The organism is Paraburkholderia sp. GW821-FHT02A12 (assembly GCF_059422005.1).
The window spans coordinates 1,952,441-1,979,120 of the sequence record NZ_JBWKWA010000001.1 but is presented as its reverse complement, the minus strand read 5'-3'; the positions used below and the strand labels follow the sequence as shown (position 1 = coordinate 1,979,120).

Here is a 26,680-nt window from a genome sequence, read left to right as displayed (position 1 = left end):
AAAAGGAATTCGCGGTAGACAACAGGCCCCGCGTGAACAGGCCCCGCGTGGCCCCCCGGCAGAGCTTGGGGTGCTCCCAACCGGTTACCGGGAGGTAACGAAATCGTCCTGGACCCAAAGGCGCACGACCGATCCGGAGTCCGGCTCGCTCTGGATATGCAGGCTGGCATCGATCAACCGGGCGCGTTCGGCCATCCCCTGCAAGCCGTACGAGTAGCCAGCGCGCGCAGCCACGGTATCGAAACCTCTTCCGTCATCGCAGATGCTCAACTCGATGCCCGCTTCGGTGCTGACCAGCGTCACGTCAACGCGCGACGCTTCAGCATGGCGGGCCACATTGGTCAGCGACTCCTGCACGATGCGGAATATCGCCGTCGCACGCGGATCGGCGAAATTGGGTTCGGCACCCTCCATATGAAAGTAGCAGGGAATCTGCGCATGGCGGCTGAAGTCCTCGGCGAGCCATTCCAGCGCCGACGCAAGACCGAAGTTCAGCGCAGCCGGCCGAAGGTGGCTCGACACGTGGCGCACGATCTGGATGGTTTTCTCGACCAGTTCCCGCATCTCAACGGCTTTTCGCATTGCAACGGAATCGCCGGCGAGATGCATCTTCAGCAACGACACGTCCATTTTCAGCGCGGTCAGCAACTGGCCGAGTTCATCGTGGATTTCCATCGCGATGCGTTTTCTCTCCTCCTCGCGGACCGCCTCCAGATGTGCGGACAACTCGCGCATTTGCTCGCGCGACGCCAACAGTTCGAGCTCGGTCCGTTTGCGCTCGCCGACTTCCAGTTCGAGCTGGTCACGATGGCGGCGCAAGTTCTCCTCCGCGCGCTTGCGGACGGTCACATCGGTCAGCAGGCCCTCGATAGACTGCGGGGCGCCATCGCCGTCAGCGACGCCACGTGCGTTCAACTGAGCCCAGATCGGCTTGCCGTCCAGCCGGTGCAACTGCAGTTCGAGGCCGGCAATTTCGCCGCGCGCGTTCAGGATGTCGAACAGGTGCTCGGTTTGTGCCGGCGAAAACGGCCTCCGGCCCGGATCGTTTGTCGATGCTTCGATCAGCTCGGTCGCCGTGTCGTACCCGAGCAGTTGCGCCGTCGCCGCGTTGGCCTCGTTGAGCCGCCCGCTGCGATCCAGCAGGAAGATGCCTTCGAGCGAATTCTCCACGATGCTGCGGTACTTTCTTTCGCTCTCGCGCAGGCACGCCGTCGATTCGCGGAGCCGGTCCGCCATAACATTCACGCGTGTAGCAAGCCGCCCCAGTTCATCTCCGGATTCCACTACGCAGCGCGCGTCAAGATCGCCGCCGGCGATCCGGTCGACCATTTCTTCCAGGCGATTGATCGGGCTGCGCACCATCCGCTTGAGCAGGATGAAAGTCGCGGCATAGAGGACGGCGACAACCATCGCCATCGTCGCGAGAATGGTCCGGCGGGCGCGCCCGATCGCCTGTTCGGCGGCCGCCTTCGTCAGGACGACGCGGATCTCGCCGATCTTTTCCCGCGGCGCCGCGCCGGGCGGATCATATTCGATCGCCCTGATGCGCACCACGCTGTCGCCCGGGTCAGGATGATGTGCGCCCTTGACGGAGGACACCGTGCCGTAATTCGCCGCCGTCACCGTGAATTCCGCGACCTCGGGATTGGGCGCAAGCGCGGCAAGCTGGCTGTCGATTGCGCCACGATCGACGTTCCACAAAGGTTGCGCCAGCGAATGGCTGAACAGATCGGCGATCCGTGTGGCTCGCTCCTCCAGCTCGACGAGCCGTCGCTCCCGCTCGTGTTCGACCAGACTGTACACGGAGGTGCCGACCACCAGCGCGACGAGCACGACGAGGGCGAGCATCAGCTTGGTGTGCAGACTGAGCGAGCGCGCAAGCCGTGGAGACAGACGCATCAGGAATCCTTCGGTGCGGTGTTCAGGAGCCGTTCCAGGCTGAAGTCGTATGGGCCGGCACGTGGATACAGGTATTTGGAGTACAGGCCGAAGTCGAGCGTATGGTCGTGCCCAAAAACAGCCTCATTGTACCGAGCGACGTTGTCATGGTGGATGACGCTCAGGTAGTCGAGCTTTTGGCGAACGCCTCCGGACGCGGCGAAGTCCTTGCCGTGATGGTAGTCGTGCAGCAGAACCATGGCCCAGGCGCCGATGAAATAGTCCCCTGCCACCATGGCCGCCAGACCGCCGTCAGCTACGTTGGCCAGCGCCTCTTGCAGGGCCCCCACTCCTCCGACGAGGACGCGAGCGTTGCGCGCCTTGACCGCGTTCAACGCCCCGAGCGCCATCGAGTCGTTCGCGGCCCAGATCACATTGGCGTCCGGATACCGGGCAAGCAGCACGCGGGCCTTTTGATTGCTGTCGGCGTAGCTCCAGTCGCTGAAAACCAGTTGGCTGGTGCGCGCATTCGGAGTCTGGGCAAGGAACGTCTCGACACCGGCGGCACGCTCCTGCGAGACTGGCGTTTTGGGGTCTCCTGTAATGCCGATCACCTGCGCCCCGCCCTGGCCAAGGCATTGGTACAGATATTCCATCAACCGGTAGGCACCGAGCGCGGCGTTTGCCGTCACCGTTCCGATCCAGTTCCGGATCTGCTGCCGCTCATTGCCGATCTCGCGCCGCTGCCCTGGCGTCAGATCGTTGTGGAGGAGCAGCACCTTCGCCGGTGAACGCGCCAACGTCTTCAGCATCTGCTGCGCGGCCATCTTTTCGTTGACGATCACGACATAGTCCGGCGCATCCGGACGTCGCGCGACCTCCTCGGCTTGACGCAGCATCAACAGGTGATCACGCTCCGCGTAAAGGACCTCCAGTTGCATATCGAAGGTCTTCGCTGCGACGGCCATGAATTGGGCGGTCAGTTGCCAATGCTGGCCGGTGCCACGTTCGACGGCCTCGCCCGGGTTGAGGAATACCACACGAGGCGGCGGCCTGGATGCAAAAGTGGGGCGCGTCATGCACAGCAGGCCGGCATGCGCGCAGGCGAGCAATGCTTTTCTGCGATTCATAAGACGATTCACTCGGTTACCGCTGCGGGGCGCTGCGCGCGGGCCGACGCTTGCTGCGATCTGTTTTCATGGAGCGGCCTAGCATCGAGCCACGGCAGCCGGCCGCGCCGCAAAGACAGCGGTAGCGCGCCCGCACTGCCTCGGTCCGGCGCCCTTCGACACTCAGTTGATAGTCGATGAACAACTCGTCGCCCATGCTTATATCGGCGGCAGCGAACACAAAAACCCTCTGCCCCTCTTCGACCGTTTCGCAGTTGGGCACGCAGGCATGGTTCAGCCAGCGCGCGCTATTGCCGCCGCGTTCGCCATCGATGACACGCCCGTCGGACAAACCAAAGAAGAAGGTATGCCCGTCAGCGCGACCGTCACGCTGGTAGCGTTTGACCGCTCGATCCCACATAGTGACTTCACCCTTGTATTCGAGGATCCGTTCGCCGGCCTTGATCGTCCGCAGCGCAAATACGCCTTTGCCGTGCACCGGGGACCTTCGCACCACCACGCTACGCATGTCCGCTGGCTCAATGAAAGAGTAAAAATGGATAGGCGGATGCTCGCATGCCAAAATTCCTGCCGATGCCCCGGCGACGATCGGCGTGGCCTATCCGCGTTGTCCGGCTCACGTCAACATGGATCGTCAACATGGATGAGGGTGCTGCAAACGTGGTGACGCTGCGGACTCGTCATTCGACGAGGAAGTCCCCGCCGTCAAATTAAACTTGTGCAGGATTTCCTGACAGACAGATCAGGTCATTCGACCTGTAATTTCCACCGCTCCTGACAGGAGTAACACGATTGTTCCCCTACCATCGCAATCTTACTGTCCTCCCGAGTGTTGTGCCGTCATGTGTGCAGTTCCCTCTGAAGGCGTAAGCGACGCAGATCACATCGATACGATTTGCCTGATTCTGTTCGACGACTGGTGCGCCACGCGCAGCATCATTCCTCTCATCTATCTGATGCAATGCTGGCCCCTGCTGGACCAGAAGTATGGGCGGATCAGTCTGCTGAGCAGCACACTCGCCGAATTGCTGAAGTATCACGCGGACGCTCTCACACCTGAGCAAACCAGACTGCTGGGCGAATTGATTTATCGCGCCGACAACCTGCTCATGCACACCGCGCCCTAGCCGTCGCATCTGGTCTTCGCGACCGCCGTCCACGCCCGCAATCCTCCCAACGAATTGCCGCTCACGATAGCCAGGTTATGCCAGAGCGAGTCCTCGTCGAGTAGCAGCGACTACAGATTCTTTTATGAATCGCGGATTTCGTCCTTCAGTAATGACCAGGACTGCCGTATACCCATAATGACTGCGCGGAGCAACGCAACTCGATCTTGCGCAACAGCCGCCACGCGAGACCAGATGTCCCCCGCTGCTATCAAAACTGTGCGGGCGATTATCCACGTCGCCACATTCACGCGCATACCGGAATTAGCCAGCAAGGCATCATGACAAGTCGTCAACTTTATCGCCCGTGGTTCATTCACTGTAAACAATTCTTCCGATCCGGCATCACGCTATTCGCGGTATCGGTAGAAAACGAGGAGCTGAACCGATCGCAGTCGGTCGCACTGTCGACGCAGATCCCGCTGCTGTACTTCATCCTCGTTACGAACAGCATCGCATTAGCCCTCACGCATCTCGCTTCCGCTCCACTCTTTCTAAGCGCTGTCGTACCGGCCCTGCTGTCCGCCGTTTGCCTCGGCCGTCTCGTCTGGTGGCGGCGGACCCGCCACGCCGACGTCGATGCCGCCACCCTTGCGAGGCGGCTGCGGATCACCGCGCGGCTCGTGCCGCTGCTCGGTGTGGTGTTTACGGCGTGGGCCCTGAGTCTGTACCGATACGGCGATGCCTACGCAAAGGTCCACGTCGCGTTCTATATGTCGATCACGGTGATCGGCTGCATCTTCTGCCTGATGCACCTGCGCGCCGCAGCGTTATCGCTGGCCGTCGTCGTGATCGTGCCGTTCTCGATCTTCTTTTCGTTGACCGGCAAGCTGGTGCTTGTGCTGATTGCGGTGAACCTTTTGCTCGTGTCCATCGCGATGACTGTTGTGCTGTTCGTTCACTACCGGCATTTTGCGCGATTGATCGAGTCATCGGCCGACCTGAAGATGAAGCAACTGGAGACACAGCGTCTGAGCGACGAAAATTTCCAGCTGGCGAATCTCGACTCGCTGACCGGGCTGCCGAACCGGCGCGCGTTCCTCTCCTGCATCGCCGCTTCGACGCCGGCAGATGCAGGCCGTGTGGCAATCGGGCTCATCGACCTCGACGACTTCAAGCTCGTCAACGATGCTTATGGTCATGCGACAGGGGATCGAGTGCTCGCCGAAGCGGGGCGCCGTCTCGGCGAGTTCAGGGAATCTGAGATCTTCTTTGCGCGCCTCGGCGGAGACGAGTTCGGCATGCTGATTCGCGGTGATCTCTCCGCTGACGAACTGATGCTTTGCGGCGGGGCAATTTGCCGTTTGCTTCGGCAACCGTATGAAGTGGCGGATCTCACACTCAGATTATCCGCGTCGATCGGGTTCGCCGTATCGGATGCCGATACTGTCAGCTTCGAACTCCCGTTTGAGCGTGCGGATCACGCGCTATACCATGCAAAGCAAAACGCCCGGGGAGAACCCGTCATCTTTTCGCACGCGCACGAAAGCGAAAGGCGCCGCACGGCGCTGGTCGAGCAGGCGCTCGCCCATGCCAACCTCGAACGCGAACTCTTTGTAGTGTTTCAACCGATTGTCGAGTTACCTGACCAACGCATTCTGGGATTCGAGGCGCTTGCACGCTGGACACATGACAAGCTCGGCATCGTTTCGCCGGCGGAATTCATCAGGTGCGCAGAGCGGTCGAACCGGATCCTGCCGATGAGCGAAATTCTGCTGTGGAAAACGCTCAGGCACGCCAAACAGTGGCGAAACGCCACGTGCGTGTCGTTCAATCTGTCGGCTCGCGACATCGGATCACCCGATGCGATCCAGCGCATTATCCGGATCGTCCTTGCGAGTGGAATGCCGCCACACCGGATCGAAATGGAAATCACCGAAACTGCGCTCGTGAGCGATTTCGGGGTGGCGAGCGAATCGCTTCGCTTGCTCAAGCAACTCGGCGTTCGCATTGCGCTGGACGATTTCGGCACTGGATTCTCGAGCCTTACGTACGTGCACCGTTTGCCGCTCGACAAGATCAAGATCGATCGCAGCTTCGTCAGGGATATTGTGGACAATGTAACCGGGCAAAAGGTCGTCAAGTCCATCATCGACCTGTGCCGCAATCTCGATCTCGACTGCGTGGTGGAAGGCGCGGAAGCCGAAGAGCAGGTGCAAATCCTGCATGAACTGGGTTGCAGCAAGATGCAAGGCTATCTGTTCGGTAAGCCCATGTCCGCCGAAGCCGTACTTGCTCTGGCCGCAGACGATTCACACGCTTCTGCTCCCGGTGCATTGGCCGGGAGTACGCCCTGCGGGCATTGCAGCCAGAATTTCGCGGATTGACGCGAGCGACTGTTCGGCGGTCGCAGTCGGTATGTGCGGGCGAGACGCCCTGAACTCCGGCGGGCGCAGCCCGAGGCACCGGCAAACTTGCGACACGTAGGGCTTTGTCGGTCCGCTGCACCGCCTGGCGGCCGCAGACAGTGACGCGTCGCTGACCTGCTGCCGCAACCAGGCCAGCGTCCGGCGGTCCCGGTCGTTAAGAACACGAACCATATGCTCCATATCGCCTCCAGAACTGTACGCATGAACAGTACTGTTAATATATACAGTAGTCATGCTGGGTTCAAGGCTGATTTCGAGACGGCGGTCAGGCGCCGGGAACTTGCATCGGGTACAGGATCACGTCGCCTCCTTGCTGCAGAGAAGAGGCTTTTGCGTTTGGTGAGACGAGGCCGGGAAAGACGAACACCTCAAAAAATCAGACAACGAGCACCCTGCTGTTCGAATGTTTCTTGACGCGACTAGAAATGGCTATATGTTTGTACGATTTTTGACTGATGTACGATTTTTTCATACACTACCCATAAATCGTACACGAGAAGTCAGATGCCACGTACTCTCTCTTTCAACGAGCAGCAGCTTCTCGAAGACGCATGCGCGGCTTTCGGGCGCTCGACGCGCATCTTCAAAGCCATACCCGGTCGCGCGCGGCGCGCATCGGACGGCCTGACCGACGGCACGATCCGGTTCGAACTCGCCGGAAAGAAGTTCGAGATGCCCGTTTTCATCAAGACCCGGGCTGATGCCTCGGGCATCCTTCTCGCGCAACATCGCCTGTATGCCGCTCAACCGGGTGAGCATCGGCGCCAGCTCATGCTGGTCGCGCCGTACATCGGTTCCGAACTTGCCGCCCGTCTCATCGACGGGAAAGTCCCGTTTCTGGATGCTGCCGGCAACGCGTTTATCAGCGAACCCGAGGGCACGGTCATGGTCACCGGCCGCGCCAAACCGCAGCTTCTGCACAGCGCTCCGACAGCGCGCGCCACCACGCGCAAAGGTCTGCAGGTGATGTTCGCCATCGCAACGCGGCCAGGGCTCGTGTCACAGCCCTATCGAGCCATTGCTCAAGCATCGGGCGTAGCGTTGAGCACGGTGAATCAGGTCGTCGACGACCTGCAGTCGCGGGGACTCGTCGCGCTCAGGAGCAACGGCGAGCGCATTTTCACGGACTGGCCAAAGCTGGTTCAAGAATGGATAAGCCTCTACCCTTCCCGCCTGCGCCCAAAGCTTGGCGCCAGACGATTCGCGAGCGCGAAACCGGACTGGTGGCGAACCTTTGACTTCGCTGAATTCAAGGGCCTGCTCGGCAGCGAAGCGGCCGCCGATGTCCTGACGCACGATCTAAAGGCGGCCAGCGTCACAATCTACAGTCAGACGGCGCTCGACAGTCAGTTCATGCTGAAGGCCCGGCTTCGCCCGGATTCGCGGGGCGACGTCGAAATCCTCGACGCATTCTGGCCCGGGACGCCAGCGTCCGGCTGGCAGGCCGGCGATCCACCACTCGTGCACCCGCTCCTTATTTACGCCGATCTTGTCGCGTCGGGCGATGATCGCAACCTCTCTGCTGCGCAAAGGATCTATGAGCAGTACCTCTCCCAACCCTAACGCCAAGGTCAGCGAGGAACGGCCCGTTCATCCGGCCACCATCGCATTGCTGCGTCACGTTCGGGACGCAGCGGATCGGCGCGGCATTGATTTCGTGGTGGCGGGTGCGACCGCCCGCGACATCGTGCTCTGGCACGTACACGGTGTTCGCGCGGAGCGCGCAACCCGGGACATCGACGTCGCGGTTTGTGCGATCAGCTGGGAAGCTCACGGCGGCCTCGTCGGGGAGCTCGAGGCAACCGGTCTCTTCAAGGCTGATAGAAAAACGCAGCAGACATTGGTGTTCAGAGATCCGGCCGGCGGCTGGGCCCTTCCGTTAGACCTGGTTCCCTTCGGTGATCTCGAAGCGCCAGCCGGATTGATCGCATGGCCGCCGAAAGGCGACTTTGTGATGAACGTGCTCGGTTTCCGCGAGGCCGTCGATCATGCGATCGAGATCGACCTCGGGGAAGACCTCGCGGTACCCATAGTGACGCTGCCGGCGCTCACGTTACTGAAAGTCCTCGCCTGGCACGATCGTCGCACGCGAAAGAATACGGATGCATCGGACCTCCTGCTCGTCCTCCGGAGCTACTTCAGGGCGGGAAACGAAGAGCGCATCTGGGAGGCCGCGGCCGATCTGCTGGTGGAGTACGAATACAACGTCGACCTCGCGGCGTCGGCATTGCTCGGCCGGGAGGCACGCCAGATAGCATTGCCTGCCACGCTCGACGCGGTCACGGCAATCCTCGCGGACGAGGCAAGCTACGAGACACTCAGGCGTGACATGTTGGCGCGCGCGGCCGCGCAGTTGCTGGACGATTTTGCGGACGCGTCAGATAAGACGCTTGCTGCATTCCGGCGCGGCTTTTTGAGCGCTGCGGCTCGCTGAATCTACAAGGCGACCGCCCGCACGCATGTTAGACACGTAGTCAATCACATCAGCATCATTCATCCCGGTCCAGGCACGCACGGATCGCTCGGCGCTCCCGACATTGCTGCCGGCACGCGGCGGGCGGCTACTGGCTATTCGCCCACTCCCGCACCGCCTGTGCGAACAGCCTGAGTGCGGTCGGAGGATGTCGATTGGCGGGGTAATAGAGGCACACGCCCGGAAATGAAGGACTCCATTCGGGCAGCAATTGCTCCAGCCGCCCCGCCGCCAGATGCTCCGCAACCAGGTATTCCGGCACCCACGCCACGCCGATGCCAACCAGCGCCGCCTCGACCATCAGGTTCAGATTGCCCAGAGTCATCGGGCCGTCGACATCGACGCTGGCGCTTTTACCGCGATACTCGAGATCCCATCGGTAGAGCGCGCCGCTCTCGAAGCGGAACCGGATACACCGGTGCTGCGCCAGATCGTGCGGCGCTTTTGGCCGCTCGTGATGCGTGAGGTAGTCGGGCGATGCCACCGCGGCGAACCGGATGTCGGGACCGAACCGGATGGCGACCATATCGCGCGGCACATCCTCCAGGACACGAATGCCGGCATCGAAACCATCAGCCACGATGTCCACGAGCCGCGTGTCCACGACGAATTCCACGTGAATATCCGGGTAAGCAGCGAGGAAATTGGGAAGCACATGCCGAACAAGAGATTTCGCCGCAGATTCGGATGCGCTGATGCGGATCGAGCCCGAGGGACGATCGCGTGCGGAAGCGACATCGTTCACCGCGTCCTCGAGATCCGCGATAGCCGGTCCAACGCGCCGCAGGAGCTGGCCACCCGCTTCGGTCAGCGCGACTGACCGGGTTGTCCGGTTGAACAACCGCACGCCGAGTCTCGCTTCGAGACCTCGCATCGCATGGCTGAGCGCAGACGGGGAGACACCCAGCGTACGCGCGGCCCCGCTGAAGCTTCGCTGATGGGCGATGGCGACGAAAGCAGTGAGTTCGGACAGGCCGGCACGCAACATAGATGAATTTTCCTCAAGACCCCGTGAAATTGTAGCCGTATTGTTGAGCGACTCACAACAGCCTAAGCTTGACTCCTCTGAGCGCCGAACAGCGCTGATTTGCGCTGCCGCCGGCGGCTGCCGCGCCTGGAATATCTCGAAAGGAGTTGGAGAGCATGCAAAAACGCACACTGGGAAACAGCGGGCTTGAAGTGTCCGCGATCGGTCTCGGCTGTATGGGTCTGAGCTATGGCTATGGCCCGGCCACCGAAAAGTCCGAAGGGATCGAGCTGATCCGGGCTGCGTTCGAGAAGGGGGTGACGTTCTTCGACACTGCTGAAGCCTATGGCCCGTTCGCCAACGAGGAACTGGTCGGCGAGGCAGTGGCGCCGTTTCGCGACCAGATCGTGATCGCGACCAAGTTCGGCTTTCAGGACGGTGATTCGAAAAAGCCCCTCGACAGCCGGCCCGAGCGGATCCGTGCTGTCGCCGAGGCCTCGCTGAAGCGGTTGAAGACCGATCGCATCGATCTGTTCTATCAGCATCGTGTCGATCCGAACGTGCCGATCGAGGACGTGGCCGGCACCGTCAAGGATCTGATTCAGCAGGGCAAGGTCAAGCACTTCGGCATGTCCGAAGCTGGCGCGCAGTCGATCCGCCGCGCCCACGCCGTACAGCCGGTCGCCGCGCTGCAAAGCGAATATTCGCTGTGGTGGCGCGAGCCGGAACACACGGTACTGCCGACTCTCGAAGAACTGGGCATCGGTTTCGTACCGTTCAGCCCGCTCGGCAAAGGCTTTCTGACCGGCGCGATCGATGCGAACACAACGTTCGACAAAACCGACTTCCGCAACGTCGTGCCGCGTTTCTCCGAGGAAAACCGCAAGGCGAACGCGGGTCTCGTCGACGTGCTCGGCAAGATCGCCAACAGCCGTGGCGCCACGCGTGCGCAGATCGCAATCGCCTGGCTGCTCGCCCAGAAGCCGTGGATCGCGCCGATTCCGGGTACGACGAAACTGCATCGACTGGAAGAGAACATCGGCGCGGCCGCGGTCGCGCTGTCGGCCGACGATCTGGCCACGATCGAAACCGCCCTGCAGCAGATCAAGGTGGTGGGCGATCGCTACCCGGCGCATCTGCAGCAGCGCGTCGACCGCTAACGGATGGTGCTCGGCTCACAAGCCCTGGAAAGCACACTGGCGACGCTGCGCAAGCGGATCGCCGGCTTCGAGGCACAGGTCGAACTCGCGGCTTCGACCGACTTTCCTGCTGGTCAGCGCCGAACCCAAGGTGTCACCCGCTTCATCGTCAAGCTGTTCGCTTCTCGCTTGCGCATCCGCATACAGTTCGTATACTTCGCATATAACTTCTGCGAGACAGCGTGAACACGACCTCCCCTGCCAGTGCCGAAAAACTGGGCGAACTGGCGTATCAGACCCTGCGCCGCATGATTCTCGACAAGGCGCTGCGCAGCGGCGGCCCGGTCGTTGAAGGACGGCTTGCCGACGAACTCAACATCTCACGCACCCCCATGCGCGAGGCCTTGCTGCGTCTCGAAGGCGAAGGCCTGCTGGTGCGCGCCGGCGCACGTTCCTATTCCGTGCGCTTCGTCAGCGCCCAGGAATACTTTCAGGCCATGAAAGTGCGCGAACTGCTGGAGCCCGAAGCGATCGCGCTCGCCGTCGGCAAGATCGACAAGAAGCAGGTTCAGCAGTTGATCAGGAAGATCAAGGCGCTCAGCAGCGGCCAGCAGGAGCAGGCGCACTGGCAGATCGACGACCAGGTCCATACGATGATGGCCCGCGCAAGCGGCAACGACGTGCTGGCCCGCACGATCGATGTGGTCCGCACCAACAGCCGCCTGTTCGAACTGGTCACGCCGTTCAACCGCATCGAGGAAGATCGCGCGGAGCATCTCGCGATCCTCGAAGCCTATGCGGCGGACGACGCCGACGCGGCACGCGCGGCGGTGCGCACCCATCTGCAAAACCTTCGCCGCTTCGTACTCGAACGGCTCAGCGAAGGCACCTACATCTGAATCAAGTTTTGCGGAACAGCCGCATCAGTGACGCAGTATCTTGCCGACGAATTCGCGCGTACGTGCTTCCTGCGGCGCGTCGAATACCTGTTTCGGCGTGCCGGTCTCGATCACATGGCCGCCCGCCATGAAAACCACTTTCGACGATACCTCGCGTACGAAGCTCATCTCATGCGACACGATGAACATCGTGATGCCATCGGAGGCGAGCGCGCGAATCGTATCGAGCACTTCGTTCACGAGTTCGGGATCGAGCGCGGCCGTGACTTCGTCGAGCAACAGCACCTTCGGCTTCAACGCCAGCGCGCGTGCAATCGCCACTCGCTGCTGCTGGCCGCCCGAGAGTTCGTCGGGATAAGCACGCAACCGGTGCGCAAGACCGACACGCGTCAGCAGCCTGATCGCGTCTTCCTCGACTTCCTTGCGCGGCCAGCCCTTGATTCTGGTCGGCGTGATCATGACGTTGTCGAGCACCGTCATGTTCTGGAACAGGTTGTACTGCTGGAACACGATCGCGATATCCGAGCGCAGCGCGCGCACCGCGGCCTTGTCGGCATAATTCACGGCCGCGCCGTTCAGATGCACGCTGCCGTGCACCGGCGGGAGCAGCCCCATCAACACGCGCAACAAGGTGCTCTTACCCGATCCGGACGGCCCGATCAGACTGACTATCTCGCCCTTTTCGACGCAGAGACTGATTCTCTCCAGCACCGTGTGCGGCCCATAAGACGCCTTCAGGTCAACGATTTCGAGTTGCGGCAAGTTTCCTCTCCATGCGCTTACCGAAGCGCGACAGCGGATACGACATCAGAAAATAGAGCGCCAGAATCGAACCGTAAACGATCCACGCGGAAAAGCCCTTGTTGTTGAGCACTTTCCCGGCCGACGTGAGTTCCATCACACCGATCTGCGAGGCCAGCGCGGTGTCCTTGATGAACATCACGAAGAAGCCGAAAGTGGGCGGTACGATGACGCGCCATGCCTGCGGCACGATCACGTAGCGCAGCGTCTGAACATAACTGAAGTTCAGCGTGCCGGCCGCTTCCCACTGACTGACGTGAACCGACTCGAGGCCGCTTCGCACGATCTCGCCGAGATACGCCGACGCGATCAGGCAGACGCTGACGAGCGCCACCGTGAAGGTGGACAGATTGGCGCTCATCGCCTGGCTCGCGAAAAACACCAGCATCAGCGTGACAAGGAACGGTATGCGCCGGAACAGCGCGCAGTAGACGAACATGATCGCGCGCACCGGCGCCATGGCGCGCGAACGCGTCACCCTCAGCACCGCGACGAGAAAACCCGCTATGAATCCCGCGAAACAGCCGATTGACGACAACACGAAGGTGGCGGCGAAACCTTCGAGCAACAGCAACAGGTTGTAGTACGAAAACAGCTGGGTGAGTTGAGCCATGGACGAAGCGAACATCAGAACACCTTTATCTTCGCGCGGCAGACGTGGCGCCCGAACATCGCCAGCGCGAAGGTGGCCAGCACCGTCACCGCGATGTACATGAGCGCGGCCACGCTGAACGCTTCGACCGACAGATAGGTCTGCGAGCTGATGTTATACGTGCGCCCGGTCAGTTCCTCCACGCCGAAGATCGCCGCCATCGAGGTGCCGAGCGTCATCACGATGAACTGGTTCGACAGCGGCGGAAACATCACCTTCATGACGTGCGGAAAAATCACGTGACGCACGATTTGCGGCGTCGAAAAACCCAGCACTTCGGCCGCTTCGATCTCCGCCCATCGAACCGACGCGAAGCCGGCCCGCTGGATTTCGCACAGGTAAGCACCCGCGTTGAAGGTGGCGCCCAGCACCACCGCGGTGAGCGGCGAGAGCGTGATGCCGATCTCCGGCAACGCGAAGAACAGAAAGAAGATCTGTACGAGCTGCGGCGTATTGGTCGCGAAAGTCACATAGGCTTTGACCACGCGCTGCAACGAGGCCGGCCCATAGCGCAGGATCGCGGCGCAAACGAGGCCGATCAGCATGCCGAGGCCGAATGCGAGCACCGCGATCTGCAAACTGAGCCACGCGCCGCCGAGCAGATACGGCCATTGCTCGAGGATGGGCCCAAAGTGAAGCGTCATCGAAACAGGCCTCCTTGCGGCGAAGTTGTGGGGCGCTCATCGCCCGCTTGCGGCGCGCCGCGCTGCGTTCGTTCGATCACGCCCCGCAGATCACGCTCATGGGTCACGCTCACTGGGCGGCGGCCGTTGGCGGAGCCGCAGTCGGATCGTGCAGCATCGGACTGCCGAACCATTGCTTCCAGCGCGCCGCGACGAAACCGCTCTTGTGCAGTGTCGCGATCTCCTTGTTCAGCCGCTCGGTGAGCGCGGCGTTGCCCTTTTTCACGCCGATACAGTCGTAATCTACTTCGATCGGCTCATCGACCACACGCCATTTCGTCGAATAGTTCTTCGTATAACTGAGCATGAAATCGAGCACGTCGATCAGCGCGTCGGCGCGCCCCTGCGCAATCGTGCGCACGGCGTCCGGATAGTTGTCGAGCAGCAGCAGTTGCGCCTTCGGCAACTTCTCCTGAATCAGCTTGACCGGCGTCGTGCCACGCACCTGAACCAGCCGCACCGACGGATCGTTCAACTGGGTCCAGTCTTTATAGGGTTTGTCCTGCGTCGTCAGCACGCCGAGCACTTCCGTATTGACCGGGTCGGTGAAGTCGATGACCTTGAGACGGTCGGCGTTACGCGTCATGCCGCCCATCACGGCGTCGATCTTGTCGGTCATCAGGAACGGCACGCGATCGTTCGACCCGACCGGCACGATTTCCAGTTTCACGCCGAGCGAGTCCGCGATCTTCCTCGCGATATTGACGTCGAAACCGTCAATGTTGTTCTTTGCGTCGTAGCTGCCGAGCGGCGGCAGATTCGGATTAATGCCGAATACGATCTTCTTCGACGCCAGAATCTCGTCCAGCGTGCGCGCGCCGGCATCGAGTGAACCGAGCAGCGCGCATGCCGCGATACCAGCGGCGAGCATGCGGCCCAGGATGATCGAGTGTTTCATTCGTGGACTCCGTAAGCGTTACATGATGAAGGTTTGAAGCATCCGGACGAGGCATTCGCAAGGCCGTTCTTTTTTGGCGACTTTGCGTATACGTATCGTATACGTTAGTATCAAAACATCGCCTAAATTACTTGTCAAGCGAGGTTAGGAGCGATGCTTGGAGAACACACCATGCGTATCGACAGTGCGGAAAGCTCGCTCACGGTCGAGCTTTTTCTTGATGGTCAGCGCCTCCCCGCGCGCGCCGGCGAGAGTGTCGCCGCGGCCCTGTTTGCGTGCGGCAGGAAGGCGCTGCGCGTGAGCCCTCGCCTGCGTCAGGCGCGCGGCATGTTCTGTCTGATGGGTTCCTGCCAGGAGTGTCTCGTGATGGTGAATGGCCGCCGCGTGCTGGCCTGCCAGACGCGCGTCGTCGACGGCTTGCGTGTCGAAACCGTTCCGGAGACCGGCGCCGATGTCTGACTTCGATGTGGCGGTGCTCGGCGGCGGCCCGGCTGGCGCCCATGCGGCGATGGCAGCTTCGGCTGCGGGACTGAGCGTCGCGCTGTTCGACGAGAACCCGGCTGCGGGCGGTCAGGTGTACCGGGCGCCGGTCGAGGGCGCGGCTTCGTCCGGCGGCGCGGATCAGGAGGCCGGAAACACACTGCGCCGCGAGCTGGCCGCAAGCGGCGTCACGACATTCTTCGGCCATTCCGTATGGGCCGTCACCGGCGACTATCGCATCGACGCAACGGGCCCGCACGGCCCGCTGCATTGCACCGCGCGCGCACTGATCGCCGCAGCCGGCACGACCGAGCGGGTCGTGCCATTCGAAGGATGGACCACGCCTGGCGTAATCGGTCTGGCTGCCGCCACCATCCTGTTGAAGTCGCAGCACATGCTGCCCGGCCAGTCGACGCTCGTCGCCGGTTGCGGTCCGCTGCTCGCGGCCGTGGCGGCCAAAACGATCGAAGGCGGCGGCAGGGTCGAGGCCATCGCGGATCTCGCCGGCACCGGCGACTGGTTACGCACCGTGCCCGCCCTGCTTGCGCGTCCCGATCTGTTGCGCGAGGGTCTGCGCTGGTGGAGCACGATCCGCCGTGCAGGCACACGCAGATATGCGCGCCATACGATCGTGCGGGTTGAGCCGGCCGGCGATCAACTGCGCGCGACCCTCGCCCCTTGCGATGCAAGCGGGCGTCCCGTGGATGGAAAGCGCAGGACCGTGACGGCCGATTGCGTCGCCGTCGGTCATGGGCTCACGCCGTCTACCGAGGTGACGCGTCTGTTGCGCGCACAACATCGCTACTCGCGCGAAGCGGGCGGCTGGATTGCCGTCGCCGACCAGGACGGGCGCACTTCGCGCCCTCGTCTCTATGTCGCGGGCGACGGCGCCGGGATCGCCGGCGCAGCCGCCGCCGCGAAGCACGGCACGCTGGCCGGACTTGCCTGCGCGCTCGATCTCGGCGCACAAGCGCCTGCGCGACTGCAAAGCCTCGTCGAGACGGCGCGCGACGAATCTCACCAGGCTGCGCGTTTCGGTCACGCGATGGCGAATCTGATGGCCCTGCGTCCCGGGCACGTGGACAGCATTGCCCCCGGCACCATCGTCTGCCGCTGCGAGGATGTGACGCGCGCCGAAATCGACGCGGCCTTCGACGCGGGCGCTCATGACGTCAACCAGCTCAAGGCATGGACGCGATGCGGCATGGGCCCCTGCCAGGGGCGCACCTGCGGCGACATGGCGGGCGAACTGCTCGCCCGCCGCGCGGACGATACATCGCGCGAACGCGTCGGCTGCTTTTCCGCGCGCACGCCGCTGCGCCCGGTGACGGTCGAAGCGCTGACCGGCGACTACACCTACGACGACATCCCGATCCCCAAGGCGGCGCCGCTATGAACGCACCGGCTGAAACGTTGCACGGACCGTTCGATGTCGCCGTGGTCGGCGGCGGCGTGATGGGCTGCACGACCGCACTGTTCCTTGCGCGCGCCGGCATGCGGGTGGCCGTGATCGAGCGCGACGCGCTGTGCCGCGCCGCGTCCGGCGTGAACGCCGGCACGCTGACTCTGCACATGACGCGGGCGGCGCTGGTGCCCTACGCGATCCGCGCATGGAAGATGTGGATGGAGACGGACCAGTGGCTCGGTCAAGGCGTGCTGGCAACCGCCGCGCCGGGTCTTTCGCTCGCCTTCACCGAAGCCGAACGGGAGCTGCTCCGGGCCCGCGCCGCTGCCCGCCGCGAATACGGCGCGCAGATCGACCTGCTCGAGCGCGACGCCGCGCTCGCCGTCGAGCCCGGACTCAATCCCGCGATGCTGGAGGCCGCGTTCTGCGCGACCGACGGTTTCGCGAGCGCCTATCTGACCGGCCGCGCCTATCACGCGGCATTGCGTGAAGCCGGCGTGCGGATTGTCGAGCAGACGCCGGTCACGCGGATCGATCGGGTGAACGGATGCTATCGCGTATCTGGCCAGGAACGCGGTCCAGAGCACGGCCCGGAACGCGGTCCCGAAAGGGGTCCCGACGGCGGCCCCGACAGCGCCGCCGCTTCGCTTCGCATCGACGCGAAGCGGCTCGTCATGGCGGGCGGCGTATGGCTCGAACCGCTGCTGGCGATGCTCGACGTGCACATTCCCGTGAAGACGCTCGTCAACCAGCTGATCGTCACCGAACGCATGCCGCCCATCATGCGTTCGGTGCTGAGCATCGCCAACGGGCTGCTCTCGATGAAGCAATTCGCCAATGGCAGCGTGCTGATCGGTGGCGGCTGGCAAGGCGTCGGCGACCGTATTCGAGGCCCGGTCGAAACCATTCCGCAGAACCTGACCGGCAATCTTCGGCTGGCGCAGCACGTGATCCCGGCGCTCGCCAAAGCGCGCGTTGCGCGCATCTGGCTCGGACTCGAAGCCGAAACCGCCGACGCGATGCCGATGCTCGGCGCGCTGCCCGGCCTCCCGGATGCCTGGGTCATCGGCTGCGTGCACTCCGGCTACACCAGCGGCCCCTATATGGGAAAACTACTGGCCCAGACGATGCTCGGCGAGGCACCCGAGCTGCCCTTATTCGATCCCGCGCGGCTCGTGGTTCAAGCCGCCGCGCCCGCCCTTACTCCTCGAGAAAACACTGAATGATTCCCTCGCATGACGCCCCCTTCAACGGCATCTATGCCGCCACCCTTTGTCCGCTCGACGCGCAGGGCCGTCATCTGGACGAAGCCGCGCTCGCCCGCCATCTGGAGGACGTCGCCACGGTCGACGGTATTGTCGGCTTGCTGATCAACGGCCATGCCGGCGAGAACTTCGTGCTGTCGCGCGACGAAAAGCGGCGCGTGGTGGAGATCGCGCACAGCGTGTGCGGCGACCGCTCGATCATCGTGGCCGGCGTGAATTCCGAAGACAGCTACGAAGCGCAGGCGCATACCGACGACGCAAAACGTGCGGGCGCCGACGCGATGCTGCTTTTTCCGCCTTTCTCATGGGCGCTTTCCACTGATCTCGACACCGTCGTCGCGCATCATCGGATCGCCAATGCCAACGCGCGCCTGCCCATGATGCTGTACCAGGCGGGCGTGAGCACCGGAGCAATGGCCTACACGGAGCCCATGCTGCGTGCGCTGGTCGGATTGCCGGAGGTCGTGGCCATCAAGGAAGGCAGTTGGGAGACCGCAGCCTATGAGGGAAACCGGCGCTTCGTCAAATCGATGGCGCCGCACGTCGCCGTCATGGCATCCGGCGACGAGCACCTGTTCACGTGCTTTGCCGTCGGCACCGAAGGCAGCCTGGTGAGTCTCGCCGTCGTCGTGCCGGAATTGATCGTGGCGCTCTATCGCGCGGTCCTGCGCGGCGACCTGCTCGAAGCGCAGCGGTTTCATGCCCGCATCTATCCGCTCGCGAAGGCCATTTACGGCACCGCGCCGGGATCGCATGCGAACGCCCGGCTCAAGGCCTGTCTTCATCTGCTCGGAAAATTTCCGCACGCGTCGATGCGGCCGCCGATTCCTCCGCTGTCCGCCGCGGAAACCGGCCGTCTTGAAAGCGCGCTCTCGATTGCCCTCGAACACGACCGGAGCCACTCATGACTCACAGCACGACCCGCACGCTCATCCGCGGCGGCCGCCTGATCACCGCGGTGGACGACTACAGCGCCGACATCATGATCGAAGGCGAACGCATTGCCTGTATCGGGCAGCAGCTGGAAGCCGGCCCGGACACGAAGGTGATCGACGCGAGCGGCCTGCTGGTGTTTCCCGGCGGTGTCGATTGCCATACGCATATGGAGAATACGTTCGGGCCGTCGGTGACCTGCGACAACTTCGCCTCCGGCACACGCTCGGCCGCTTTCGGCGGCACCACGACGATCGTCGATTTCGCGTTGCAGAATGCCGGAACCAGTCCGCTCGACGCTATCGCGAGAGCGCAGTCGAAAGCGGGCCCGGCGGCCAGCATCGACTACGGATTTCACGTGATCGTCACGCACGTCGATGAAGACGTGCTGGCCGACATGCAATACGCGATCCGCCACGAAGGCGTGTCGAGCTTCAAGATGTTCATGGCGTATCCAGGCACCGTGATGTCCGACGACGCCACGATTTTCCGGGCGATGCGGATGGTCGGCCAGCACGGCGGCATGATCGCGCTGCACGCCGAGAACGGCACGGTCATCGACCTGCTGATTCGCGAGGCGCTGGCGCAAGGGCACACCTCGCCCCGCCATCACGCGCTGACGCGTCCCGCGATCATGGAAGGCGAAGCCACGCATCGCGGCATCAAACTCGCCGAGCTGGCCGAGGCTCCCGTGTACTTCGTTCACCTGTCGGCGAAGGAAGCGCTCAAGCATGTCATCGAGGCACGCGATCTCGGCATTCCGGTGTTCGCCGAAACCTGCCCGCATTACCTGTTCTTCGACGAATCCGCGTATGCCGACGACAGCTTCGATCTCGCGCGCTACGTCATGAGTCCGCCGCTGCGCTCGAAAGACGCCCAGAACGCGCTATGGACCGCGCTCAAGACCGACGATCTGCAATTGATATCGACCGATCATTGCCCGTACTGCATGAAGGAAGGCCATCTCGGCAACGTGAACCAGAAGCCGCTCGGGCGCGATGACTTTTCGAAGATCCCGAACGGCGTGCCGGGCGTCGAAACGCGCATGACGGTGGTGTACGACGGCGGCGTGCGGAGCGGCCGGATTTCGTTGAACCGCTTCGTCGAATTGACGTCGACCGCGCCCGCGAAACTGTTCGGGTTGTTCCCGAAGAAAGGCACGCTCGCTATCGGCAGCGACGCGGATATCGTGCTATTCGATCCCGACGAACCGCATACGATCAACGCCCAGACGCAACACAGCGACTGCGACTTCACACTGTTCGAAGGCCATCAGGTGACGGGCCGTGTGAAGAAGGTGCTGCTGCGGGGTGAACTGCTGATCGACGACGGCGAATGGGTCGGCCGTACCGGACAGGGCCAATTCGTCGCGCGCGGCGAGCTGAGCGCGCACTGGTAACGCCGGTAAGCGCGATGCCGATCTACGACTACCAGTGCACGCAGTGCGGTGCGTTCGACCAGATGCAAAGCGTGGCGGCTCGCCACACCGCGCCTTGCCCTCGGTGCGGCGAGCCTGCGCCCCGGATCCAGAGCGGTTTGCCCGTGGTATTGACGCATACCCGCAAGGCGCCGCCGGCGGAAGACGGGACTGCTTCGTCCAGCGGGCGTTACCGGTGCGTTTGTTGCCGCTGACTTGCCGCTGACTTGCCGCTGACGACCTTGCCTGGGGCGAACCGTCCGGCAAGCGGTCTGCGCTAACTGGCAAATGGTGCTGTGCGGCAAACGTGCCCAGCGGCCGGCATGCCCATTGCATCGCGTGCGAGCGTTTGAAACGCGCCGGCTTTTATGCGATGCTTCCTTCGCCTCAGCATCCATCAGAAGAATGAGAGGCCGCGCCGGAGACCAATCCTGTTGCCCACTTCCCAGGAGGAGACATGATTGAGCCGTCCCAAGTCCGCCGCAACATTGCAATCTCCCTGATCTCGCCCCGCCGCGCAGCCGGCACGCTTCGGCACCGAAGCGTTCACCGGGCGGCCGTTTCAAGCTTTGTGCTCGTAGCCAGTGTCGCCAGCGTCTGCTTCGCGGACACTCAGGTCGGCGCAGCGCTGCCGCCTGCGCCGAGCGTGCTGTACGGCGACCTGTTCGTCGCCGTACAAACCGCGCAGATCTATCCCGATCAGAAGACCTTCGTCGACGCCACGCCGAATGCGGACCCTGCCGCGATCGTGCAGTTGTATGAGCAGCAGAAGAACAATCCAGGCTTTTCGCTGGCGAGCTTCGTCAACCAGTACTTCACGCCGCCGAGCGAGCCGGTCATCACGCCGCCGCCGAACCAGACGCTGCGCGAGCATATCAACTGGCTGTGGCCCGCGCTCACGCGCACCACGACGAGCGCGCCGGCGAACAGTTCGCTGATTCCCTTGCCGAAGCCGTATGTCGTGCCGGGCGGACGCTTCCGCGAGGGTTACTACTGGGACACCTGGTTCACGATGCTGGGGCTCCAGGAGGCCGGCCGCGAAGACCTCGTCGACAACATGCTCGATAACTTCGCGTATGAGATCAACACCTTCGGCCACATCCCGAACGGCAATCGCACGTATTACCTGGATCGTTCGCAGCCGCCGTTTTTCTCGTACATGGTGACGCTCGCGGCGAAGGTCGAAGGCGGCAAGGTCTACCAGAAATATCTGCCCGCCCTGCGCAAGGAGTACGCGTACTGGATGCAAGGCGCGGACTCGACCAAACCGGGCGACGCGACGCGCAACGTCGTGGTGATGCCGGATCATACGGTGCTCAACCGCTATTGGGACGAACTCGACACGCCGCGTGACGAGTCGTATCTCGAGGACGTGAAGACCGCGCAGCAGGCCACGGGGCGCTCGCCAAACGAGGTCTACCGCGAACTGCGCGCGACCGCGGAGAGCGGCTGGGATTTCAGCTCGCGCTGGTTCGGCGACAACATGACGCTCGCGACGGTCCGCACCACGTCGATCATTCCGGTCGATCTGAACAGCCTGATGTTCCACCTCGAAACGACCATCGCCAGAGGCTGTGGCGAGACCCGCGATTTCCGCTGCGTGGGCGAGTTCGCCGAACGCGCGGCGAAACGCGCGGTGGGCATCAACCGGTATCTGTGGAATGCCAACGGCTATTACGGGGACTACGACTGGAAGCTCGCGAAGCCGCGCGACAACAAAACGGCGGCGATGCTGTATCCGCTGTTCGTGGGCGCGGCGTGGCCGGAACGTGCGCGGAAAACGGCCCAGCAGGTGCAATCGACGCTTCTGCAACCCGGCGGCCTCGTGACGACCACCTACAACACGACGCAGCAGTGGGACGCGCCGAACGGCTGGGCGCCGTTGCACTGGATCGCGGTCGAGGGCCTGAAGCGCTATGGACAGGACGCGCTCGCGCAACAGATCGGCACGCGGTTTCTGGCTGACGTCAAGGGCGTCTACGCGTCCGACAGGAAGCTGGTCGAGAAGTACGTTGTCGAAGGCGCGGGAACCGGTGGCGGAGGCGGTGGCGAGTATCCGTTGCAGGACGGCTTCGGCTGGACCAACGGCGTGACGCTCAAGCTGCTCGATCTGTATAGCCCGGGCGAGTAGCGTTCGGGCTAGCGTTCGTGCAAACGTCCCGGCATGGCGAGGGGCGCACACGGTTGCGGGTGACGTGTGCGCCTCTCGTGCATGCAACCGGATCGACCGTCAGGGCGACGTGCCGGTACTTGCCGGCGCGTTCGCGGGATCGTTGGCCGTGCTGCCTGCGTCGGCCGGCGTGATGTCGTCCGGTGTGGGCGTCGGCGCGGAGGCCGGCACGCCGCCCGCGGGCGCCTGCCCGTCGATGTGCTCGCTGGCCGGTTGCGGCGCGGACGCCGGCGTCGGGGAAATGAGCGGCGGCTGCGGCATCGGCTGCGGTTCAATCGCGGCAGTGGAAGCAATGGAAGCCGCGGAAGCGACTGAGGCAGCCGGCGCGCGCCGCGTCGCATTGCGGCTTGCCGGCGGCGCCTCGGGCCTGGCCGGCGACGCAAACAGATGCTCGAACCACGCGCGGATCTTGCCGGACAGTTCGGCGAACCTGCCCGGTTCCTGCTCCGTCGCGAACCTGGCGCGAACGTCGACCAGCCTCGAGCGCTGCGCACGCTGGAAAAAATCGCCGACGATCGGTAAGGCGCTGTGCGCCCCCTGCCCCCAATAGTCGCTGCGCAATGTCACGCGGCTGTCGTTGAAGCCGACCCAGGCGCCGGCCACGAGTTGCGGATGGATGAGGATGAACCAGCCGTCCGCGTTACCCTGCGTCGTGCCCGTCTTGCCGGCGACATCGCCGCGCACGCCGAAGCGGCTGCGGATGTTCGAACCCGTGCCCCGGCTGACCACGTCGCGCATCACGTCCACCAGCGTTCGCGCGGTGTCGGCCGGCAATTCCTGTCTGGGCGGCACCGGCGCGAACTCCGCCAGCACTTCGCCGTTGCGATCCTCGACGCGCGTGACCATCACCGGCTCCACATAGCCGCCGAGGTTGGCAATCGTGCCGTACGCCGAGACCATTTCCTTCAGCGTCACGGGGCTCGTGCCCAGCGCCAGCGAGGGCACCGGATTGAGCTCGCTGTCGCGCACGCCCATTGCGCGAGCGAGCCGCGCGACCTTGGCCGGACCGACTGTCTCCATCAGCTGCGCGGTAATCCGGTTGCGCGAATAAGCGAGACCGTCGCGCAGGCTGATAGCGCGCCCGGTCGGTTCGTCGTCGTCGCTCGGGCGCCAGATTTCGCCGCCGGCCAGCGGGATTTCGATGGGTTTGTCCACGAACGTATCGGCCGGTTTGGCGCCGTCTTCGAATGCTGCGGCATAGACGAACGGCTTGAAGGTCGAGCCCGGCTGGCGGCGCGCCTGCTGCACGTGGTCGAACGGATCCTGGCTGAAGTCGCGGCTGCCGACCCATGCCTTGATCTGCCCGTTGCGCGGATCCAGCGCGAGGAAATCCGCCTGTACCCGGGTCTTGCTCTCACACACCGTCTGCACCAGATTGCGATCGGACGAGAGCCGTTTCAACGCTTCGCCGTCCGTCAGACCCGAGTCTTTCGCCGCGCGATAGTCAGGCGTCTCGCGCAGGAAGACCTGCAACAGGTCCTTGCCGTTCGCGCAACCCGCGCGCGCTCCCCATGCCGAGTTCGCGATGCCCTGCAACTGGTTGCCCTGCCACACCACGGCCTGGGTCGCCATGGCCTGCAAGCGGGAATCGATGGTGGTGCGCACCACCAGTCCATCGGAATAGATGTTGTAGTCGTTGCGATCGGCCCATGCTGCAAGCCATTTGCGCAGTTGCTGCGCGAAGTGCGGCGCGGGTCCGGGCGGCTCGGTCTGCCGCTCGAAATCGATGCGCAGCGGACGGCGCTTCAGCGTCTCGTAGGCCGAGGGGGGCAGCTTGCCGTACTTGACCATCTGGGCCAGCACTATGTTGCGCCGCTGCACGGCGCGCTCCGGGTTGAGCACCGGGTTGTAGTAGCTGTTGCCCTTCAGCATGCCGGCCAGCGTCGCGCTTTCCAGCACGTTGAGCTCGGCGGCCGATTTGTCGAAATAGGTACGCGCCGCCATTTCGATGCCGTAAGCGTTGTAGAGGAACGGCACCGTGTTCAGATACGTCTCGAGAATCTCGTTCTTGGTGTAGAGCGCCTCGATCTTGAAGGCGGTGATCGCCTCCTTCAGCTTGCGGGTCAGCGTGGGCGCGCGGCCGATTTCGTCGGGATACAGATTACGGGCAAGTTGCTGCGTGATGGTCGAGCCGCCCTGGCGGTCGCCGGAAAACGTATGCAGCGCGGCCGATGCCGTACGCCGCCAGTCGAGACCAAAATGCTGGTAGAAGCGATGGTCTTCCGTGGCGATCAAGGCGTCCACCACGTGCGGCGAGATATCCGCGAGCTTCACCCACTCGCGGTTGGACGGCTTGAATTCGGCCAGCAATTTGCCGTCCGCCGAGAGCACCTGGGCGGGCTGCTCCACCTTCGCCTTGCGGATGTCGCCGATACTCGGGGTGAACGGAATCAGGATCAGCACATAAAGGAACAGCAGCGCCGGCACGGCGGCGCAGGTCAGCGCCACGCCGCGTCGCGTGGGGCGGCGGACGCGCCGAAGCACGTCGGCGGCAACTGGCCGGATCTCCGCCAGTCTTGCTGCACAGAACTCGAAAAACTGCGTGATCAGGCGTTTCACACTTGCATACCGTCAACGGGAAAGCCAGCATCGTACCAAGACGGGAAACGGATCACTAAAGAGCCGGTACCTAAGGGGCCGCCAGACCGTTGGCGCGATATGCGCGCTCGGGGGCGGCAGACAGGTTTTCGCCCATTTCCGGCAGTCGTCGGCTCCCAATATAATCGCGGCATCTCAAACAACAGGGGGCTTCATGATCATCAAACCGCGCGTGCGTGGCTTCATCTGCGTGACTACGCATCCTGCCGGCTGCGAAGCCAACGTCAAGGAACAGATCAACTACGTCACCGCACGCGGTCCCATCGCCAATGGCCCGAAGAAAGTACTGGTGATCGGCGCATCGACGGGCTACGGCCTCGCGGCGCGCATCAGCGCCGCGTTCGGCTCGGACGCCGCCACGCTCGGCGTGTTTTTCGAGCGCGCCGGCAGTGAGACCAAGCCGGGCACCGCGGGCTGGTACAACACCGCGGCCTTCGAGAAATTCGCCACGGCCAAGGGGCTGTACGCGACGAGCATCAATGGCGACGCGTTCTCGGACGAGATCAGGCAACGCACCATCGACGTCATCAAGCGCGATCTCGGTCAGGTCGATCTGGTGGTGTACAGTCTGGCCGCGCCGAAGCGCACCCACCCCAAGACCGGCGCGGTCTTCAGCTCGACGTTGAAACCGGTCGGCAAGGCCGTCAGCCTGCGCGGCATCGACACCGACAAGGAAGTCGTCAAGGAAACCGTTCTGGAGCCCGCGACGCAGGACGAAATCGACCACACGGTCGCGGTGATGGGCGGCGAGGACTGGCAGATGTGGATCGACGCCCTGCTCGACGCCGGCGTGCTGGCCGAAGGCGCGAAGACGACCGCCTTCACCTATCTCGGCGAAAAGATCACGCACGATATCTACTGGAACGGCTCCATCGGCGCGGCCAAGAAGGATCTGGACCGGAAGGTTCTCGGCATCCGCGAGAAACTGGCGGCGAGAGGCGGCGATGCACGCGTCTCGGTGCTGAAGGCGGTCGTCACCCAGGCGAGCTCCGCCATTCCGATGATGCCGCTGTATCTGTCGCTGCTCTTCAAGGTCATGAAGGAGAAAGGCACGCACGAAGGCTGCATCGAGCAGGTCTATGGACTCTACAAAGATAGCCTCTACGGCGCGGCGCCGCTCGTGGATGACGAAGGCCGTCTGCGTGCGGACTACAAGGAACTCGATCCGGACGTGCAAGCCCGCGTCCAGCAGCTCTGGAATCAGGTCACCAGCGACAACATCTACGAACTCACCGACTTCAGCGGCTACAAGACGGAATTTCTGCGCCTGTTCGGCTTCGAGATCGCAGGGGTCGACTATGAAGCGGACGTGAATCCCGACGTGCAGATTCCCAACCTCGTTCAGGCCTGAGTTTCT

The 26,680-nt window shown here is 63.1% G+C and carries 25 protein-coding genes; 15 read left to right on the top strand and 10 right to left on the bottom strand.

All coding sequences use genetic code 11. The features are described 5' to 3' along the window. Nucleotides 1-84: 84 nt before the first annotated feature. The 3 genes from AC07WT_RS08870 to AC07WT_RS08860 are packed head-to-tail and all read right to left on the bottom strand — an operon-like array spanning nucleotide 85 to nucleotide 3,516. A complete protein-coding gene (locus AC07WT_RS08870) occupies nucleotides 85-1,899 on the bottom strand; it encodes a PAS domain S-box protein (protein ID WP_494946779.1) in 1,815 nt (604 codons plus the stop codon). Next, on the bottom strand, nucleotides 1,899-3,008 hold the full coding sequence (locus AC07WT_RS08865) for an ABC transporter substrate-binding protein (RefSeq protein ID WP_494946778.1): 1,110 nt from the start codon (nucleotides 3,006-3,008) through the stop codon (nucleotides 1,899-1,901). The genes AC07WT_RS08870 and AC07WT_RS08865 overlap by 1 nt, the downstream gene beginning before the upstream one ends. A 16-nt stretch (nucleotides 3,009-3,024) precedes the next feature. Then, entirely contained in the window at nucleotides 3,025-3,516 is a 492-nt protein-coding gene (locus AC07WT_RS08860; protein WP_494946777.1) for an SET domain-containing protein, read from the bottom strand. 334 nt (nucleotides 3,517-3,850) lie between these two features. Between AC07WT_RS08860 and AC07WT_RS08855 the strand changes: the two genes are divergently transcribed. Both AC07WT_RS08855 and AC07WT_RS08850 read left to right on the top strand, forming a co-directional pair. After that, nucleotides 3,851-4,135 carry a hypothetical protein gene (locus AC07WT_RS08855; protein ID WP_492593410.1) on the top strand — a complete coding sequence of 95 codons (285 nt, stop codon included), beginning with the start codon at nucleotides 3,851-3,853 and terminating at the stop codon, nucleotides 4,133-4,135. A 320-nt stretch (nucleotides 4,136-4,455) separates the two neighbouring features. After that, nucleotides 4,456-6,501, top strand: coding sequence for a putative bifunctional diguanylate cyclase/phosphodiesterase (locus AC07WT_RS08850; RefSeq protein ID WP_494946776.1), 2,046 nt, complete (start codon nucleotides 4,456-4,458; stop codon nucleotides 6,499-6,501). Here the strand turns inward: AC07WT_RS08850 and AC07WT_RS08845 are convergent. Continuing rightward, nucleotides 6,427-6,714: a CppA family protein gene (locus AC07WT_RS08845; protein WP_494948410.1), complete on the bottom strand. Its 288-nt coding sequence runs from the start codon at nucleotides 6,712-6,714 to the stop codon at nucleotides 6,427-6,429. The two genes, AC07WT_RS08850 and AC07WT_RS08845, sit on opposite strands and share 75 nt — an antisense overlap. Before the next feature lie 333 nt (nucleotides 6,715-7,047). Here AC07WT_RS08845 and AC07WT_RS08840 point away from each other — a divergent pair, with 333 nt between their 5' ends. Further along, nucleotides 7,048-8,106, top strand: a complete 1,059-nt coding sequence (locus tag AC07WT_RS08840) for a type IV toxin-antitoxin system AbiEi family antitoxin (RefSeq protein WP_494946775.1) — start codon at nucleotides 7,048-7,050, stop codon at nucleotides 8,104-8,106. Further along, on the top strand, nucleotides 8,081-8,977 hold the full coding sequence (locus AC07WT_RS08835; RefSeq protein WP_494946774.1) for a nucleotidyl transferase AbiEii/AbiGii toxin family protein: 897 nt from the start codon (nucleotides 8,081-8,083) through the stop codon (nucleotides 8,975-8,977). The genes AC07WT_RS08840 and AC07WT_RS08835 overlap by 26 nt, the downstream gene beginning before the upstream one ends. A 127-nt stretch (nucleotides 8,978-9,104) precedes the next feature. On the opposite strand, the gene AC07WT_RS08830 is transcribed toward AC07WT_RS08835, so the two are convergent. Then, on the bottom strand, nucleotides 9,105-10,004 hold the full coding sequence (locus tag AC07WT_RS08830) for a LysR family transcriptional regulator (protein ID WP_494946773.1): 900 nt from the start codon (nucleotides 10,002-10,004) through the stop codon (nucleotides 9,105-9,107). A 155-nt stretch (nucleotides 10,005-10,159) separates the two neighbouring features. On the opposite strand from AC07WT_RS08830, the gene AC07WT_RS08825 reads away from it, so the two are divergent. From AC07WT_RS08825 to AC07WT_RS08815, 3 genes are read left to right on the top strand one after another with little or no spacing between them, the layout of a single operon-like run. Beyond that, entirely contained in the window at nucleotides 10,160-11,143 is a 984-nt protein-coding gene (locus AC07WT_RS08825) for an aldo/keto reductase (protein WP_494946772.1), read from the top strand. A 3-nt stretch (nucleotides 11,144-11,146) separates the two neighbouring features. After that, nucleotides 11,147-11,368: a hypothetical protein gene (locus AC07WT_RS08820; protein WP_494946771.1), complete on the top strand. Its 222-nt coding sequence runs from the start codon at nucleotides 11,147-11,149 to the stop codon at nucleotides 11,366-11,368. Continuing rightward, nucleotides 11,365-12,021: a GntR family transcriptional regulator gene (locus tag AC07WT_RS08815; protein WP_494946770.1), complete on the top strand. Its 657-nt coding sequence runs from the start codon at nucleotides 11,365-11,367 to the stop codon at nucleotides 12,019-12,021. Before AC07WT_RS08820 ends, AC07WT_RS08815 begins: the two co-directional genes overlap by 4 nt. A 24-nt stretch (nucleotides 12,022-12,045) precedes the next feature. Here AC07WT_RS08815 and AC07WT_RS08810 read toward each other — a convergent pair whose 3' ends face one another. From AC07WT_RS08810 to AC07WT_RS08795, 4 genes are all read right to left on the bottom strand, one after another. Then, the gene (locus AC07WT_RS08810; protein ID WP_494946769.1) at nucleotides 12,046-12,783 is read right to left on the bottom strand and encodes an amino acid ABC transporter ATP-binding protein; all 738 of its coding nucleotides are present in this window, start codon (nucleotides 12,781-12,783) and stop codon (nucleotides 12,046-12,048) included. Continuing rightward, nucleotides 12,761-13,450 (bottom strand): amino acid ABC transporter permease, encoded by a 690-nt coding sequence (locus tag AC07WT_RS08805; protein ID WP_494946768.1) that lies wholly within the window; start codon nucleotides 13,448-13,450, stop codon nucleotides 12,761-12,763. Before AC07WT_RS08805 ends, AC07WT_RS08810 begins: the two co-directional genes overlap by 23 nt. Further along, nucleotides 13,450-14,118 carry an amino acid ABC transporter permease gene (locus tag AC07WT_RS08800; protein WP_494946767.1) on the bottom strand — a complete coding sequence of 223 codons (669 nt, stop codon included), beginning with the start codon at nucleotides 14,116-14,118 and terminating at the stop codon, nucleotides 13,450-13,452. The genes AC07WT_RS08805 and AC07WT_RS08800 overlap by 1 nt, the downstream gene beginning before the upstream one ends. Nucleotides 14,119-14,227: 109 nt before the next feature. Continuing rightward, the gene (locus AC07WT_RS08795) at nucleotides 14,228-15,055 is read right to left on the bottom strand and encodes a transporter substrate-binding domain-containing protein (RefSeq protein ID WP_494946766.1); all 828 of its coding nucleotides are present in this window, start codon (nucleotides 15,053-15,055) and stop codon (nucleotides 14,228-14,230) included. 171 nt (nucleotides 15,056-15,226) lie between these two features. On the opposite strand from AC07WT_RS08795, the gene AC07WT_RS08790 reads away from it, so the two are divergent. From AC07WT_RS08790 to treA, 7 genes are all read left to right on the top strand, one after another. Continuing rightward, nucleotides 15,227-15,514, top strand: a complete 288-nt coding sequence (locus AC07WT_RS08790) for a (2Fe-2S)-binding protein (RefSeq protein WP_494946765.1) — start codon at nucleotides 15,227-15,229, stop codon at nucleotides 15,512-15,514. Further along, nucleotides 15,507-16,931 carry an FAD-dependent oxidoreductase gene (locus AC07WT_RS08785; protein WP_494946764.1) on the top strand — a complete coding sequence of 475 codons (1,425 nt, stop codon included), beginning with the start codon at nucleotides 15,507-15,509 and terminating at the stop codon, nucleotides 16,929-16,931. The genes AC07WT_RS08790 and AC07WT_RS08785 overlap by 8 nt, the downstream gene beginning before the upstream one ends. Continuing rightward, the gene (locus tag AC07WT_RS08780; RefSeq protein WP_494946763.1) at nucleotides 16,928-18,166 is read left to right on the top strand and encodes an NAD(P)/FAD-dependent oxidoreductase; all 1,239 of its coding nucleotides are present in this window, start codon (nucleotides 16,928-16,930) and stop codon (nucleotides 18,164-18,166) included. The genes AC07WT_RS08785 and AC07WT_RS08780 overlap by 4 nt, the downstream gene beginning before the upstream one ends. Continuing rightward, nucleotides 18,163-19,113: a dihydrodipicolinate synthase family protein gene (locus tag AC07WT_RS08775; RefSeq protein WP_494946762.1), complete on the top strand. Its 951-nt coding sequence runs from the start codon at nucleotides 18,163-18,165 to the stop codon at nucleotides 19,111-19,113. Before AC07WT_RS08780 ends, AC07WT_RS08775 begins: the two co-directional genes overlap by 4 nt. Next, entirely contained in the window at nucleotides 19,110-20,537 is a 1,428-nt protein-coding gene (hydA, locus tag AC07WT_RS08770; RefSeq protein WP_494946761.1) for a dihydropyrimidinase, read from the top strand. Before AC07WT_RS08775 ends, hydA begins: the two co-directional genes overlap by 4 nt. Beyond that, nucleotides 20,474-20,770 carry an FmdB family zinc ribbon protein gene (locus AC07WT_RS08765; protein WP_494946760.1) on the top strand — a complete coding sequence of 99 codons (297 nt, stop codon included), beginning with the start codon at nucleotides 20,474-20,476 and terminating at the stop codon, nucleotides 20,768-20,770. Before hydA ends, AC07WT_RS08765 begins: the two co-directional genes overlap by 64 nt. 242 nt (nucleotides 20,771-21,012) lie before the next feature. Next, nucleotides 21,013-22,686, top strand: a complete 1,674-nt coding sequence (gene treA / locus AC07WT_RS08760; RefSeq protein ID WP_494946759.1) for an alpha,alpha-trehalase TreA — start codon at nucleotides 21,013-21,015, stop codon at nucleotides 22,684-22,686. A gap of 99 nt (nucleotides 22,687-22,785) precedes the next feature. On the opposite strand, the gene AC07WT_RS08755 is transcribed toward treA, so the two are convergent. Beyond that, nucleotides 22,786-25,284, bottom strand: a complete 2,499-nt coding sequence (locus tag AC07WT_RS08755; RefSeq protein ID WP_494946758.1) for a penicillin-binding protein 1A — start codon at nucleotides 25,282-25,284, stop codon at nucleotides 22,786-22,788. A 193-nt stretch (nucleotides 25,285-25,477) separates the two neighbouring features. Here AC07WT_RS08755 and fabV point away from each other — a divergent pair, with 193 nt between their 5' ends. Beyond that, the gene (gene fabV / locus AC07WT_RS08750; RefSeq protein WP_494946757.1) at nucleotides 25,478-26,674 is read left to right on the top strand and encodes an enoyl-ACP reductase FabV; all 1,197 of its coding nucleotides are present in this window, start codon (nucleotides 25,478-25,480) and stop codon (nucleotides 26,672-26,674) included. The last annotated feature ends 6 nt before the right edge of the window (nucleotides 26,675-26,680 follow it).